This is a genomic window from Streptomyces sp. MUM 203J (assembly GCF_022414595.1).
Taxonomy (GTDB): Bacteria; Actinomycetota; Actinomycetes; order Streptomycetales; family Streptomycetaceae; genus Streptomyces.
The window spans coordinates 1-14,485 of sequence record NZ_JADWYO010000004.1; the positions used below are offsets into that span (position 1 = coordinate 1).

16 protein-coding genes are annotated in these 14,485 nt (G+C 71.6%); 7 read left to right on the top strand and 9 right to left on the bottom strand.

What is annotated here, in order from left to right; all coding sequences use genetic code 11:
- The 3 genes from I3F58_RS03800 to pdhA form a co-directional block, all read right to left on the bottom strand.
- A partial coding sequence (locus I3F58_RS03800) for a biotin/lipoyl-containing protein (RefSeq protein WP_240106735.1) occupies positions 1–556 on the bottom strand: 556 nt, incomplete at its 3' end.
- A complete protein-coding gene (locus I3F58_RS03805; RefSeq protein ID WP_240106736.1) occupies positions 556–1,560 on the bottom strand; it encodes an alpha-ketoacid dehydrogenase subunit beta in 1,005 nt (334 codons plus the stop codon). The genes I3F58_RS03805 and I3F58_RS03800, both read right to left, overlap by 1 nt.
- Entirely contained in the window at positions 1,557–2,699 is a 1,143-nt protein-coding gene (gene pdhA, locus I3F58_RS03810) for a pyruvate dehydrogenase (acetyl-transferring) E1 component subunit alpha (RefSeq protein ID WP_240106737.1), read from the bottom strand. Before pdhA ends, I3F58_RS03805 begins: the two co-directional genes overlap by 4 nt.
- 198 nt (positions 2,700–2,897) lie before the next feature.
- On the opposite strand from pdhA, the gene I3F58_RS03815 reads away from it, so the two are divergent.
- On the top strand, positions 2,898–3,410 hold the full coding sequence (locus I3F58_RS03815) for an Lrp/AsnC family transcriptional regulator (RefSeq protein ID WP_240106890.1): 513 nt from the start codon (positions 2,898–2,900) through the stop codon (positions 3,408–3,410).
- Between the two features lie 67 nt (positions 3,411–3,477).
- Here the strand turns inward: I3F58_RS03815 and I3F58_RS03820 are convergent, their stop codons facing one another.
- Positions 3,478–4,071, bottom strand: a complete 594-nt coding sequence (locus I3F58_RS03820) for a TetR/AcrR family transcriptional regulator (RefSeq protein WP_240106738.1) — start codon at positions 4,069–4,071, stop codon at positions 3,478–3,480.
- Positions 4,071–5,621, bottom strand: a complete 1,551-nt coding sequence (locus I3F58_RS03825) for a 3-hydroxyacyl-CoA dehydrogenase (protein ID WP_275678095.1) — start codon at positions 5,619–5,621, stop codon at positions 4,071–4,073. Before I3F58_RS03825 ends, I3F58_RS03820 begins: the two co-directional genes overlap by 1 nt.
- Before the next feature lie 123 nt (positions 5,622–5,744).
- On the opposite strand from I3F58_RS03825, the gene paaN reads away from it, so the two are divergent.
- Positions 5,745–7,439, top strand: a complete 1,695-nt coding sequence (paaN, locus tag I3F58_RS03830; RefSeq protein WP_240106739.1) for a phenylacetic acid degradation protein PaaN — start codon at positions 5,745–5,747, stop codon at positions 7,437–7,439.
- 18 nt (positions 7,440–7,457) lie between these two features.
- On the opposite strand, the gene I3F58_RS03835 is transcribed toward paaN, so the two are convergent.
- Genes I3F58_RS03835 through I3F58_RS03845 form a run of 3 tightly spaced genes read right to left on the bottom strand, consistent with a single transcriptional unit; the run spans position 7,458 to position 10,224 of the window.
- Positions 7,458–8,153 (bottom strand): TrmH family RNA methyltransferase, encoded by a 696-nt coding sequence (locus tag I3F58_RS03835; protein WP_240106892.1) that lies wholly within the window; start codon positions 8,151–8,153, stop codon positions 7,458–7,460.
- 14 nt (positions 8,154–8,167) lie between these two features.
- The gene (locus I3F58_RS03840; protein ID WP_374207899.1) at positions 8,168–9,484 is read right to left on the bottom strand and encodes an HTTM domain-containing protein; all 1,317 of its coding nucleotides are present in this window, start codon (positions 9,482–9,484) and stop codon (positions 8,168–8,170) included.
- Entirely contained in the window at positions 9,481–10,224 is a 744-nt protein-coding gene (locus tag I3F58_RS03845) for a DUF5819 family protein (protein WP_240106740.1), read from the bottom strand. The genes I3F58_RS03840 and I3F58_RS03845 overlap by 4 nt, the downstream gene beginning before the upstream one ends.
- Before the next feature lie 110 nt (positions 10,225–10,334).
- Between I3F58_RS03845 and paaA the strand changes: the two genes are divergently transcribed.
- The 5 genes from paaA to I3F58_RS03870 are packed head-to-tail and all read left to right on the top strand — an operon-like array spanning position 10,335 to position 13,913.
- Positions 10,335–11,342, top strand: coding sequence for a 1,2-phenylacetyl-CoA epoxidase subunit PaaA (gene paaA / locus I3F58_RS03850; protein WP_240106741.1), 1,008 nt, complete (start codon positions 10,335–10,337; stop codon positions 11,340–11,342).
- A complete protein-coding gene (paaB, locus tag I3F58_RS03855) occupies positions 11,339–11,626 on the top strand; it encodes a 1,2-phenylacetyl-CoA epoxidase subunit PaaB (protein ID WP_071266446.1) in 288 nt (95 codons plus the stop codon). Before paaA ends, paaB begins: the two co-directional genes overlap by 4 nt.
- Positions 11,623–12,363 carry a 1,2-phenylacetyl-CoA epoxidase subunit PaaC gene (gene paaC, locus I3F58_RS03860; RefSeq protein WP_240106742.1) on the top strand — a complete coding sequence of 247 codons (741 nt, stop codon included), beginning with the start codon at positions 11,623–11,625 and terminating at the stop codon, positions 12,361–12,363. Before paaB ends, paaC begins: the two co-directional genes overlap by 4 nt.
- Positions 12,357–12,851 (top strand): 1,2-phenylacetyl-CoA epoxidase subunit PaaD, encoded by a 495-nt coding sequence (gene paaD / locus I3F58_RS03865; protein ID WP_240106743.1) that lies wholly within the window; start codon positions 12,357–12,359, stop codon positions 12,849–12,851. The genes paaC and paaD overlap by 7 nt, the downstream gene beginning before the upstream one ends.
- Complete coding sequence (locus tag I3F58_RS03870; protein ID WP_240106744.1) at positions 12,852–13,913, top strand: 2Fe-2S iron-sulfur cluster-binding protein; 1,062 nt, start codon at positions 12,852–12,854, stop codon at positions 13,911–13,913. It abuts the gene before it with no gap.
- A 154-nt stretch (positions 13,914–14,067) separates the two neighbouring features.
- On the opposite strand, the gene I3F58_RS03875 is transcribed toward I3F58_RS03870, so the two are convergent.
- Positions 14,068–14,412 (bottom strand): rhodanese-like domain-containing protein, encoded by a 345-nt coding sequence (locus I3F58_RS03875; protein ID WP_240106745.1) that lies wholly within the window; start codon positions 14,410–14,412, stop codon positions 14,068–14,070.
- Positions 14,413–14,485: the final 73 nt, after the last annotated feature.

Below are 14,485 nucleotides of genomic sequence, written 5' to 3' on the forward strand. Positions count from 1 at the left end.
GTATCAGCCCGTCCGGCCCGGATCCGCGTACCGTCCGCAGGTCGATACCCCGCTCCCTGGCAAGCCTCCGCACAAGCGGCGAGATGACCGGCACGGGCCCGTCCACCACCACCGGCGCGGGCGCCGGCGGCTCGGGCACGGTCCGCGCGGGCGCCGTGGGGGACACGCCCGCGCGGATCCGGCGCCGCCGCGCGGCGGGCGCCCCGGTTCCGTACCCGACGAGCACGTTCCCGGACGTCTCCTCCGCGGCGGGCGCGGACTCGGCCACGCTCCCCCCGCCCGCGGCGACGGCACCCTCGGGCAGCGACTCCGCGCCGACGGCGACGGTGAGCAGCGGGGCGCCCACGGGCAGCTCCTCGCCCTCCTCGCCGTACCGGGCGGTGACCACGCCGCCGTACGGGCAGGGCACCTCGACCATGGCCTTGGCGGTCTCGACCTCGACGACCGGCTGGTCGATGGCGACGACGTCCCCGACGGCGACCAGCCAGCGCACGATCTCCGCCTCGGTGAGCCCTTCTCCGAGGTCGGGCAGCTTGAATTCCAGCACCTGCGGCATCAGCTCTCCGCCTCCCACTGCAGTCGGCCGACCGCGTCGAGGATCCGGTCGACACCGGGAAGGTGGTGCCGCTCCAGCATCGGCGGCGGGTACGGGATGTCGAACCCGGCCACGCGCAGCACGGGTGCCTCCAGGTGGTGGAAGCAGCGCTCGGTGACCCGCGCGGCGATCTCGGCGCCCGGCCCGGCGAACCCGTTGGCCTCGTGCACGACGACCGCGCGCCCGGTGCGCCGCACCGACGCGCAGACCGTCTCGTCGTCGAACGGCACCAGGGAGCGCAGGTCGACGACCTCCAGGTCCCAGCCCTCGGCCCGCGCGGCCTCGGCGGCCTCCAGACAGACGGGCACGGACGGGCCGTACGTGATGAGGGTGGCGCTGCGGCCGGTGCGGCGGACCGCGGCACGGCCGATCGGCTCGACCGGGGCGGGCGTCTCGGGCGACCAGTCGGCCTTGGACCAGTAGAGCCGCTTCGGCTCCAGGAAGACGACCGGGTCGTCGGAGGCGATGGCCGCGCGCAGCAGGCCGTAGGCGTCCGGGACGGTCGCGGGCGTCACTACATGGAGCCCCGGAGTCGCCATGTAGTACGCCTCGGACGAGTCGCTGTGGTGCTCGACGCCGCCGATGCCGCCGCCGTAGGGGACGCGTATGACGATCGGCAGCGGCATCGCGCCCCGCGTCCGGTTGCGCCAGCGCGCGACGTGGCTGATGAGCTGCTCGAAAGCCGGGTAGGCGAACGCGTCGAACTGCATCTCGACGACCGGCCGCAGCCCGTACATCGCCATGCCGACGGCGGTGCCGAGGATGCCGGCCTCGGCCAGCGGGGTGTCGGTGCACCGGTCCTCGCCGAACTCCTTGGCGAGCCCGTCGGTGACACGGAAGACGCCGCCGAGAGTGCCGACGTCCTCGCCCATCACATGAACGGTGGGGTCCTCGGCCATCGCGTCCCGCATGGCGCGCTGCAGGGCCTGGGCCATGGTGGCGGGCTTGGCTGCCACGGTGGTCATCGCACGTCACCTTCCGCTTCGGCGTCCAGCTCGGCACGCAGCTGCTCCGCCTGCTCGTGCAGCTGCGTCGTCTGGTCGGCGAAGACGTGGTCGAACAGGTCCATCGGGTTGAGCTCGGCGTCCGCGTTCATCCGCTCCCGCAGGCGCGCGGCCATGGCCTCGGCATCCTCCGCGGCCTGCCGTATGCCGTCCTCGTCGAGCAGGCCGCGCTCGGTCAGCTCGCGCTCCAGCAGCTGGATGGGGTCGTGCTGCCGCCAGGTCTCGACCTCGCTGTCCCCGCGGTAGCGGGTGGCGTCGTCGGCGTTGGTGTGGGCGTCGATCCGGTAGGTCACAGCCTCGACGAGGGTGGGGCCGCCGCCGCGCCGGGCGCGCGCGACCGCTTCGGAGAGCACCTGGTGCACGGCGACCGCGTCGTTCCCGTCGACGAGCCTGCCCGGCATGCCGTATCCGACCGCCTTGTGAGCCAGGGACGGGGCCGCGGTCTGCTTGGCCAGCGGGACGGAGATCGCGAAGCCGTTGTTCTGGACGAGGAAGACCACCGGGGCCTGCCACACCGCCGCGAAGTTCAGCGCCTCGTGGAAGTCGCCCTCGCTGGTGCCGCCGTCACCGACCATGGCCAGGGCCACGACGTCGTCGCCCTTGAGCCGGGCCGCGTGCGCCAGGCCCACCGCGTGCGGGAGCTGGGTGGCGAGCGGGGTGCACAGGGGTGCGATGCGGTGCTCGCGCGGGTCGTAGCCGGTGTGCCAGTCGCCGCGCAGCAGGGTCAGTGCCTGGACCGGGTCCAGGCCGCGCGCCACGGCCGCCAGGGTGTCGCGGTACGACGGGAAGAGCCAGTCGCGCTCCTCCAGCACCAGCGCGGCGGCCACCTCGCACGCCTCCTGGCCGGTGGTGGACGGGTACACCGCCAGGCGGCCCTGCTTGGTGAGCGCGGTCGCCTGGGCGTTGTAGCGGCGCCCGCGCACCAGCTCCGAGTGGAGCCGGCGCAGCAGTTCGGGGGCGAACCCGGTCACGGCGTCCGTGCCCAGCACCCGGTACGGCTCGGGGTCCGGGAGCAGCGGCGCGGGATCCGTGCGGGGCTTCCACGCCGGCGGGGGCGTGGGCCGGTAAGAGGCCGCGCCGGGCAGCTCTTGGACCGTCATGACGGCACCTCCTCGTGGGAGTGGGCATAAGGACCCAGGGGCGGCGCGGAGTGTGGCGCGCCTCACCTACCGATTGTTCGGTCGTGGAGCCATTTTGGCCACAGGCACCCCGAGCCTGTGGACAAACGGTTCTCCACAGCCTGGGATAGAGGCAGGTCGTCCACGACAGAGAGGTGGGGGGACATGGCAGCTGAACAAATGGCCAACGGCTGGGACCGGGCCTCGCAGGGCGACGACCACGCGGCGCCGCCACGCCCGCTCGACGCCATCGACCGCGACATCCTTCGGATCCTCCAGACCGACGGACGGGCCTCGGTGCGGTCCGTGGCCGACCGGGTCCACGTGTCACGCGCGAACGCGTACGCACGGATCAACCGGCTGATCGACGACGGGGTGATCCGCGGATTCAGCGCCCGCGTCAACCACGAGCGCGCCGGTCAGGGCGCCTCGGCCTACATCACGCTCAAGATCGTGCAGAACTCGTGGCGCACGGTCCGCGAGAAGCTCCAGTCGCTGCCGGGTGCCGCGCACATCGCGCTGGTCAGCGGTGACTTCGACGTGCTGCTGCTGGTCCACACCCCGGACAACCGCACGCTGCGCGAGCTGGTGCTGACCAGACTCCAGTCCATACCCGAGGTGCTGTCGACCCGCACCCTGCTGGTGTTCGAGGAGACCGACCTCAACCGCAGGCTCACGCCGGACGAGATATGAACCGCGGGAGAAACACCGCCGGGGTGCCCCGTACGGGGCACCCCGGCGGTGTTCGGCGCGAAAGCGCTCAGCGAACGGTACGCAGCCCGTCGAACGCCATGTGGACGACCGCGTCCGCGAGCTGCTGCCGCTCGGCGCCGTCCCCGTGTTCCGGCCGGTACCACTCGACCAGCGAGTTCACCATTCCGAACAGCAGGCGGGTCGCCAGCCGTATCTCCACGTCGGCACGGAGGTCGCCGTCGGCGGCGGCTGCCTTCATCAGGTCCGCGACCCGCTGGTCGAACTCCCGGCGCCGCTCCAGGGCCCACCGCTCGGTCCTGGTGTTGCCGCGCACGCGTAGCAGCAGCGTCACATAGGGCAGCTCGTCCATCAGCACCTCGACGGTGCGACGGGTCACGTACTCGACCCGCTCGACGGCCCGGCCCTGCAGCGCGGGCTCCTCGTCGAGGACGGCGAACAGCCCCTCCAGGGCGCGGCTGACCGCCCGCCGCAGCAGCTCCTCCTTGCCCGACACATGGTGGTAGATGGACGACTTGGAGATCCCCGCCGCCTTGGAGAGGTGCTCCATGGACGTGCCGTCGTAGCCGCGTTCGTTGAAGACCCGGACGGCCACGGACAGCAGCGTCTCGGGGGTGTACGTGTCCCGCCTGGGGGTGGTCATCACTGATCCTTCTGGTCCTCGGCGCGGCTCCGCCGAGCGGTCCCGAGTGAGGGTGCGTAGCGCCCGGTGGGATAGCGCGTGTGCAGCTTCTCAAGAAGGGAGCACACGTGCGCGTAGCCGACCTGTTCCCCCCATGCGAGGGGGCCGACCGGGTAGTTCACGCCGAGCCGCATGGCGGTGTCGACGTCCTCGGCTGTGGCCACACCGCGCTCCACGGCGTCCACAGCGACATCGGCCAGCATGGCCACGGTCCTGGCGACGATCATGCCGGGGACGTCCCCGATGACGGACACCTGTTTGCCGAGTGCCTGGAACAGGCCGACGGCCTCGTCCAGCGCGCCGGGGTCGGTGGCCCCGGCGGTGGACAACGCGATGCGGGTGGCAGCGGAGTAGTCCAGGGCGAGGTCGAAGTAGATGATCTGGTCGTCCGGGTACTCGGAGGACGTCTCGCCGTCGGCCAGGCAGAGCCGACCGTCGGACGGCAGGTCGATGGAGCCGTCGCCGCTCCGTCGCCGGACCTCGATCCCGGCCTGTTCGATCAGCTCCACCAGGGGTTCCGCCGGTCCGAGGTCGCCGCGGACGACGACGTTGCGTGGCGGCTCCGCCGCAGGTGCCGTGCGCGGCTGTGGGCGCTCGGCCCCCTCCTCGTACGGGAACCAGCCCCGGCCGGTCTTGCGGCCCAGGCGACCCGACTCGACCAGGCGGCGCTGGGCGAGGGACGGCGTGAACTTCGGGTCCTGGAAGAAGGAGTCCCACACCGAACGGGTGACGGCCTCGTTGACGTCCTGCCCGATCAGGTCGGTGAGTTCGAACGGGCCCATCCTGAAGCCGCCGCACTCGCGCAGGACCGCGTCGATCGTCGCCGGGTCGGCGCCGCGCTCCTCGTACACCCGGAACGCCTCCGCGTAGAAGGGGCGGGCGACCCGGTTGACGATGAAGCCGGGGGTGTCGGCGCAGCGCACCGGCGTCTTGCCCCAGGCGGCGACCGTCTCGTACGCGCGCGTGGCGGCGGTGCCGTCGGTCGCGAAGCCGCTGACGATCTCGACGAGCGGCAGCAGCGGTGCCGGGTTGAAGAAGTGCATCCCGACGAAACGGCCGGGCAGCCGCAGCCCCCCGGCGATGGCGGTGACGGACAAGGAGGAGGTGTTGGTGGCGAGGAGGCAGTGCTCCGCGACGATCTTCTCCAGGGCCCCGAACAGCTCCTGCTTGACGTCGAGGCGCTCCACGATCGCCTCGATCACCAGGGCGGCGTCGGCCAGTTCCTCGAGCGCGGCGGCGGGCCGGAGCCTCGCGGCGGCGGAGTCCCGCTCGTCCGGGGTGAGACGGCCCTTGGCGACGAGCCGGTCCAGTCGCGCGAGGAGGGCCGTCGCGGCCTCGTCGGCGCGGTCCGGCAGGGCGTCGTAGAGGCGTACGGGATGGCCGGCGACCAGCGCGACCTGCGCGATGCCCTGGCCCATGGTGCCCGTACCGACGACGGCGACGGTGCTTTCCGGGGCGAGCGCGTGCGCGGCCGTCCCGGCGATCCGTGTGGTGGGCTCGGTGTCGGTCATGCCAGTGATCCTCCCCGATGAGTTATCCACAAGTCCGAGAGACCCCCTTGTCCCGACCGATCGTTCGGTTACTCTAGCTCTGTCCGCCCTTCCCTGCCCAGCTCACCGAGGAGTTGGTACGCCATGGCCGCCGCGCAGCTCACCCCCGCCCACCTGGCCGAGAGGCACCGTCCCACGCTCGACCAGGCCCTGGAGGCGATCCGGACGCGCGCCTACTGGTCCCCGCACCCGGAGCACCCCAAGGCATACGGGGAGAACGGCTCGCTGAGCGCCTCCGACGGCCTGGCCGCCCACCAGGCGACGCTCGGGAGCCGCATCGAGCTGGACCAGCCGGGCACCGACGGCTGGACTGGCGGCGAGGTCTCCCCCTACGGACCGGCGCTCGGAGTCGAGTACCCGCACGCCGATGTGGACGTCCTGCTCCCCGCGATGCGCGCGGGCATGGCCGCCTGGCGGGACGCCGGCGCGGAGACCCGTGCGCTGGTCTGCCTGGAGATCCTGGCCCGCATCAGCGCCCGTACGCACGAGTTCGCGCACGCCGTGATGCACACCAGCGGCCAGGCGTTCATGATGGCGTTCCAGGCCGGCGGCCCGCACGCGCAGGACCGCGGCATGGAGGCGGTGGCCTACGCGTACGCGGAGCAGACCCGCACCCCGGGCGAGGCCGAGTGGTCCAAGCCGCAGGGCAAGCGGGACCCGCTGGAGCTGCGCAAGGCGTTCACACCGGTCGGCCGGGGCATCGCGCTGATGGTCGGCTGCAACACGTTCCCGACATGGAACGGCTACCCGGGCCTGTTCGCCTCGCTGGCGACGGGCAACGCGGTGCTGGTGAAGCCGCACCCGCGCGCGGTGCTGCCGCTGGCGCTGACGGTGCGGGTGGCCCGGGACGTGCTGGCGGAGGCGGGCTTCGACCCGAACCTGGTGGCGCTGGCGGTCGAACGGCCCGGCGAGGGCATCGCGAAGACCCTGGCCGTCCGCCCCGAGATCCGGATCATCGACTACACCGGTTCCACGTCGTTCGGTGACTGGCTGGAGCAGAACGCCCGCCAGGCACAGGTCTACACGGAGAAGGCGGGCGTCAACACCGTCGTCGTCGACTCCACCGACGACTACAAGGGCATGCTCTCCAACCTGGCGTTCTCGCTGTCCCTGTACAGCGGCCAGATGTGCACGACCCCGCAGAACCTGCTCATCCCGCGCGAGGGGATCTCCACGGACGCCGGCCACAAGTCGTACGACGAGGTGGTCACCGACCTGGCGGCGGCTGTGGACGGCCTGCTGGGCGACGACGCCCGCGCCAACGCCCTGCTCGGCGCGCTGGTCAACCCGGACGTGAAGGCCCGCCTGGAGGCTGCCGCCGGACTGGGGGAGGTCGCCCTGGCCTCCCGCGAGATCGTCAACCCGGACTTCCCGGACGCCGTGGTCCGCACACCGCTCATGGTCAAGCTGGACGGCTCCAAGCCGGACTCGGAGGCCGCGTACATGGCGGAGTGCTTCGGCCCGGTCTCCTTCGCCGTGTCCGTGGACTCGACGGACGACGCACTGGAGCTGCTGCGGCGCACGGTGCGCGAGAAGGGCGCCATGACGGTCGGCGCGTACACGGCCTCGGCGGACGTGGAGCGCGCGGTCGAGGAGGTCTGCCTGGAGGAGTCGGCGCAGCTGTCGCTGAACCTCACGGGTGGTGTGTACGTGAACCAGACGGCCGCGTTCTCCGACTTCCACGGATCCGGCGGCAACCCGGCGGCCAACGCCGCGCTGTGTGACAGCGCGTTCGTCGCGAACCGCTTCCGCGTGGTGGAGGTCCGCCGCCCCGCGTGACCCGCCCTTCCTGAGGGCTCAGTCGGAGGGCCCGGCGATCTCCGCGTACCGCTGCACCCACGCGTGCATGGCGATCGCCGCGGCTGCTCCGGCGTTGATGGAGCGGGTCGACCCGAACTGGGCGATCGAGCACACCGTACGGGCGTGCTTCCGGGCCTCCTCGGTGAGGCCCGGGCCCTCCTGCCCGAAGAGCAGCACGCAGCGCCGGGGCAGCACGGTCCGCTCCAGCGGGACGGCGCCCGGCAGGTTGTCTATCCCGATGACCGGCAGGCCTTCGGCGTCGGCCCAGGCAGTCAGCGACGCCGTGTCCGGGTGATGCCGGACGTGCTGGTACCGGTCGGTGACCATCGCGCCGCGCCGGTTCCAGCGCCGCCGCCCGACGATGTGGACCTCCCGCGCCAGGAAGGCGTTGGCGGTGCGGACGACGGAACCGATGTTGAAGTCGTGGCTCCAGTTCTCCACCGCCACATGGAAGTCGTGGCGGTGGGTGTCCAGGTCCTCGACGATCGCCTCACGCGTCCAGTAGCGGTAGCGGTCGACGACATTGCGCCGGTCGCCCCGGGCGAGCAGCTCCGGGTCGTACCGCTCGTCCCCCGGCCAGGGCAGCGGGTGCGGTCCGACACCGACCTGGGAGCCGAAGCCGTCGTCGTACTGAAGGGGTTCGGCATCCCTGCCGGAGACCCCGGGGGTCTCGGCGGGGCCGGTCTCGGCCATGGGGGTCTCGCTGCTCACCCGACGAGGGTACGGCCCGCGGGCTCACCTGTGGCGGGGCGCTGCCCCGGCACCTCCGCTCCGACGGCGGTCCCGCCTCCACCGCCGCCCGTACCACCGCCCACGGCGCTGCCCCTGCCGCCGCGCCCGCCCGGCCACAGCCGTCCGACGGAGCCCCGCACGCGGCGGTCCAGCCACAGCAGGAACACGGTCGGCAGGAACACCGCGTCGGCGGCGATCATCGCCAGGGAGAAGACCGGCAGGCCGAGGAGGACCGCGATCCCCGCGTGCTCGGCCATCATCGCCACCAGCAGCACGTTCTTGACGCGTCGGTTCAGCAGCGTGAAGGGGAACGCCACCTGCACGATCACCGTGCCGTAGGTGATGAGCATGACGACGACGCTGCCCCTGGCCAGCAGGTCGGAGAAGGCCGGCCACGGCGAGAAGTAGTCAAGTTTGAGCGGGTAGTAGAGCGCGGTGCCGTCCTGCCAGCGCGAACCCTGGATCTTGTACCAGCCTGCCGTCGCGTAGATCAGGCAGACCTCCGCCATGATCACGGCGAGGGTGACGTTGTGCACCACGTTGCCGACGATGTCGAGCAGGATGCGCGGCTGGGCGGGAGCGAACTGCTCCACGAGCCACCACGCGCCCTGCGCGATCCACAGAAGCCACAGGAACAGCAGGAACCAGGTCTCGCCCGAGGCGTTCCGGAACTGCGTCGCGGCGACAAGCCCGAAGCCCAGCAGCGACCACAGCACCACACCGGTGACGTCCAGTGGGACCCGTCCGGGGGCACCGCTCACCGTTCCTCCGGCGGCGCGGGCCCGGCGGCGGGCGTCCAGCGACCAGACCTGCCCACAGCGGGTCAGCGTCAGGTAGATCGCCATCAGATGGACGACGTTGTCACCGCCGTCACCCATGAAGACGGAGCGATTCTGCAGCGACAGCACGCCCACCATGAAGAGCACCGACGACACCCGGGTGCGCCAGCCGACCATCAGCAGGGCGGCGGCGAGCACGGCGAGCGCGTAGACGGCCTCGAACCACACGGCCGAGTCGGTCCACATCAGGAGCGTGAAGGCGTGGTTGTCAGCGATCAGCTCCCGGGCCATGCCCCAGCCCCAGGGGCTGTCGGGGCCGTAGAGCTCGCGCCGGTGCGGAAACTCACGCAGCAGGAAGAGCAGCCAGGTCGCGGCGAAGCCGATCCGGACGACCGCCGCCTGATACGGGCCGAGGACGCCTCCCGTCACCTTCCGGACCAGCGGGACGACCCGCCGGTCGAAGACGCTGGGCTCAGGCGGGGCGGACGCGGGGCTGGTGCTGCTCGTGGTCACCGGGCCGCCGCCTTTCCGTCCTGCCCGCCGCTTCCGCCGAGCGGCAGGTCGGCGCCGGTCACGCTCCACCAGGACAGCTCCCGGTAGTAGGGACGCGTGTCGATCTTCTCGTCGCTCCACGGCGGCGCGGCGATGCCCTTGGTCGCGGACCGCAGCTGTATCCGCTCGACGGTCCCGCCCAGGTCCTGGCCTGCCAGCCGCAGCATCGCGATCCGTCGCAGGTAGCGCTCCGCCAGCTCGCCGCGCGGCCCCGTGGCCTTGTTGTCGTTGTCGTGCCAGTTCACATAGAAGTCCCAGGCCCGTCGCAGTTCGTTCTGGTCGACATGACTGGGGAAGGGGTTGCCGCGGATCGCCTCACCGTCCAGCGCGGACAGGTCGATCCAGCGCGTCAGTCTGCGCTCCCCGTCGACCAGGACGTCGGCGCGGACCTGCACCGCGATGTTCTGCTGGAGCGGGTTGGGAGCGAACAGCTTCCAGTTCTGCTCGAACTCCGGCAGGACCCAGTCGTTGATCGTGTCCCCGTGCTTCTTCGACAGCGTGTTCGCCGGCGCGACGTGCAGGAAGACCACCCCCATGTGGACGCAGGCGAGAAGCCCGACCCCCAGCAGCACGACCACCGCCGCGGCCTTGTACGGGAGGGACAGCGCGGCCAGCCCGGAGTCCTCCGCGGCCGCCCCGGGGCCTTCCGCGGGTGGCGCGGATCCGCCCGCCCCCCCGCGCCGCTCGTCGTTCGACTCCATCCCGCCCCGATCCGCGTCGTCCCCGCAGTTATCCACAGGGTTGACACCATACGGGCCGTCGACTCACCATTGAAGTCATTCAACCGAACGATCGGTCGGTAGGGGGCCCGATGACGGCAGTGACCGCGGACTCGCAGCAGGCGTACGAGGCGGTGTTCGACGCGGCCATCGCCGCGGACGAGCGCATCGAACCGCGCGACTGGATGCCGGACGCGTACCGGGCGACGCTGGTCCGGCAGATAGCTCAGCACGCCCACTCCGAGATCATCGGCATGCAGCCGGAGGCTAACTGGATCACCCGCGCGCCCTCCCTGCGCCGCAAGGCCATCCTCATGGCCAAGGTGCAGGACGAGGCGGGGCACGGGCTGTACTTGTACAGCGCCGCCGAAACCCTGGGCACCGGCCGTGACGAGCTGCTGGACAAGCTCCACGCGGGTCGCCAGAAGTACTCCTCGATCTTCAACTACCCCACGCTGACCTGGGCCGACGTCGGGGCCATCGGTTGGCTGGTGGACGGCGCCGCGATCACCAACCAGGTGCCGCTGTGCCGCTGCTCGTACGGCCCGTACGCCCGCGCGATGGTCCGGATCTGCAAGGAGGAGTCCTTCCACCAGCGCCAGGGGTACGAGGCACTGCTCGCCCTCTCCCAGGGCACGCCGGAACAGCATGCGATGGCGCAGGACGCGGTGGACCGCTGGTGGTGGCCGTCCCTGATGATGTTCGGGCCGCCCGACGGCGAGTCGTCGCACTCCGCCCAGTCCATGGCCTGGAAGATCAAGCGCCACTCCAACGACGAGCTGCGCCAGCGCTTCGTCGACATCTGTGTCCCGCAGGCCGAGTCCTTGGGGCTCACCCTCCCGGACCCGGACCTGCGGTGGAACGAAGAACGCGGGCACCACGACTTCGGAGCGATCGACTGGACCGAGTTCCAGCAGGTCCTCAAGGGCAACGGGCCGTGCAACGAACAGCGGATCACGCAGCGGCGCCGCGCCCACGAAGAGGGAGCCTGGGTCCGGAAGGCGGCGGGCGCCTACGCCGCGAAGCACAGTGATCAGACCGAGGACCACGAGTCCGTGAAGAACGACGAGTCCGTGAAGAACGGGGAGGCGACGGCATGACGACCAGCGACTGGCCGCTGTGGGAGGTGTTCGTCCGCTCACGCCGCGGGCTGTCCCACACCCATGCCGGCAGCCTGCACGCCCCGGACGCGGAGATGGCCCTGCGCAACGCCCGCGACCTGTACACCCGGCGCAACGAGGGCGTCTCCCTGTGGGTCGTGCCGTCCTCCGCGATCACGGCCTCGTCCCCAGACGAGAAGGACCCGTTCTTCGAGCCGTCCGCCGACAAGCCGTACCGGCACCCGACCTTCTACGAGATCCCCGAGGGGGTGCAGCACCTGTGACCACGTCCCTGGACTCCGCGGCCCTCGCCCTCGGCGACGACGCCCTCGTGCTGTCCCAGCGGCTCGGGGAGTGGGCGGGACACGCTCCCGTCCTGGAGGAGGAGGTCGCCCTCGCGAACATCGCGCTGGACCTGCTCGGCCAGGCCCGGGTGCTGCTCTCCCTGGTGGGCGACGAGGACAAGCTGGCCTTCCTCCGGGAGGAGCGGGCCTTCCGCAACGCGCAGCTCGTCGAGCAGCCCAACGGCGACTTCGCCCACACGATCACCCGCCAGCTCTACTTCTCCACCTACCAGCGGCTCCTGTACGGCCGCATGGCGGCGGGCCCGGCCGACGGCACCGTCGGCATCCACGAGGAACTCACCGCGCTGGCCGCCAAGGCGGTCAAGGAGGTGGCCTACCACCAGGACCACGCCGAGCAGTGGACCCTGAGACTCGGTGACGGCACAGCGGAGAGCCACGACCGCATACAGCGCGCCGTCGACACGCTGTGGCGCTACACGGGCGAGCTGTTCCAGCCCGTCGAGGGCCTGGCCATCGACTGGCGGGAGCTGGAGTCGGACTGGCTGGCGTCCGTCTCAGCCGTGCTGGAGCGGGCCACTCTCACCGTTCCCGAGGGACCTCGCGTCACCGCGTGGAGCGCGGGCGCCGGACGGCAGGGCATCCACACCGAACCGTTCGGACGGATGCTCGCGGAGATGCAGCACCTGCACCGCAGCCACCCGGGGGCGTCATGGTGACCACCACCCCGCTGGAAGCGGAGCTGAGCCGGCTGGCCGGCTCGGTCCCCGACCCCGAGCTGCCCGTGCTCACCCTGGAGGAGCTGGGCGTACTACGGGGCGTGGAGGTCCTCGGCCCTGGAAGCGTGAAGGTGGAGCTGACCCCCACCTACACCGGCTGCCCTGCCGTCGAGACGATGTCGGCCGACATCGAGCGGGTCCTCCACGAACACGGCATACCCGAGGTGTCCGTGGTCACGGTCCTGTCGCCCGCCTGGTCCACCGACGACATCACGGAGGAGGGGCGCCGCAAGCTGACCGAGTTCGGCATCGCCCCGCCCCGGCGCCACGACGAGGGCGGACCGGTCGCGCTGAACCTCGCGATCCGCTGCCCGCACTGCGGCTCCACCGACACCGAACTGCTCAGCAGGTTCTCCTCCACCGCGTGCAAGGCGCTGCGCCGCTGTGTCAGCTGCCGCGAACCCTTCGATCACTTCAAGGAGTTGTAGATGTTCCATCCGCTCCGGGTGAGCGAGGTCGAACAGCTCACGGACGACTCGGTGGCCGTCACCTTCGCCGTCCCCGCCGAGCTGCGGGAGGCCTTCCGCCACACGCCCGGCCAGCATGTGACGCTGCGCCGGAAACCGGCCGACGGCGAGGAGATCCGCCGCACCTACTCGATCTGCTCCCCGGCCGTGCCGCCGGGTGCGGATCCGGTGCTCCGGGTGGGGATCCGGCTGGTCGACGGCGGCGAGTTCTCCACCTACGCGCTGAAGGAACTCGCGGCGGGGGACACCGTCGAGGTCATGGAGCCCATGGGCCGCTTCGTGCTGGAGCCCCGGCCGGGGCACTTCGCGGCGGTCGTCGGCGGCAGCGGCATCACGCCCGTGCTGTCGATCGCGGCCACCTTGCTGGCGCGTGAGCCCGAGGCCCGGTTCTGTCTGATCCGCAGCGACCGTACGGCCGCGTCGACGATGTTCCTGGACGAGGCGGCGGACCTGAAGGACCGCTACCCGGACCGGTTCCAGCTCGTGACCGTGCTGTCCCGGGAGGAGCAGCAGAGCGGGCTGCCGTCCGGGCGGCTGGACGAGGACCGGCTCAACGGACTGCTGCCCGCGCTCCTGCCGGTCGCGGACATCGACGGCTGGTTCCTGTGCGGGCCGTTCGGCCTGGTGCAGAGCGCCGAGCGGGCCCTGCGGGAGCTGGGAGTGCCGAAGGCCCGCGTCCACCAGGAGATCTTCCATGTGGACGACGGCGCCGGGACGTCCCGCGCCCGGGTACCGGGCGAGGCCTCCCAGGCCACGCTCACCGCCACCCTCGACGGCCGCTCCGGCCGCTGGCCGGTGCAGGAGGGCGAGACCCTGCTGGAGACCGTGCTGCGCAGCCGCGCCGACGCCCCGTACGCCTGCAAGGGCGGTGTCTGCGGCACCTGCCGGGCGTTCCTGGTCTCAGGCGAGGTCCGGATGGAACGCAACTACGCGCTGGAGGCCGAAGAGACGGAGTCGGGCTATGTACTGGCCTGTCAGTCGCACCCGCTGACGGGTGAAGTGGAACTCGACTTCGACCGCTGAGGCGGCCGAGACGGCTCGGGCCGCCCACTCAACCGGCCCGGCCGGGCACGGCCGAGACGGCCGCGCCCGGCCGGTGCGGCTGACGGCCAGGACCACACGACCGCCGACCCCGCACACCAGGGGTCGGCGGACACGCACGTGTCCGGGGTCGCGGCTACAGGACGACCGCCGCGGCGCCGCCGTCCGTGACCATGGGACGCCCGGCGCCCTGCCACGCCAGCATGCCGCCCTCGACGTTCACCGCGTCGATGCCCTGCTGCACCAGGTACTGGGTGACCTGCGCGGAGCGGCCCCCGACCCGGCACATCACATAGGCACGCCGCCCGGCCGCCACCGCCTCCGTCACCTCGCCGAAGCGGGCCACGAAGTCGCTCATCGGCACATGCATCGCGCCCTCCACATGCCCGGCCGTCCACTCGTCGTCCTCACGGACGTCCAGCACCAGCGCGTCGGCGGGTACGGACGCGACGTCCACGGTGGGCAGCGGTGCGAAGTTCATCGATCAAGCCTTCTCTCGTGACAACGGGGCATCAGTACGTCAGGGCGTCGCGCGGGCGCCCTGGGGGGCCGGG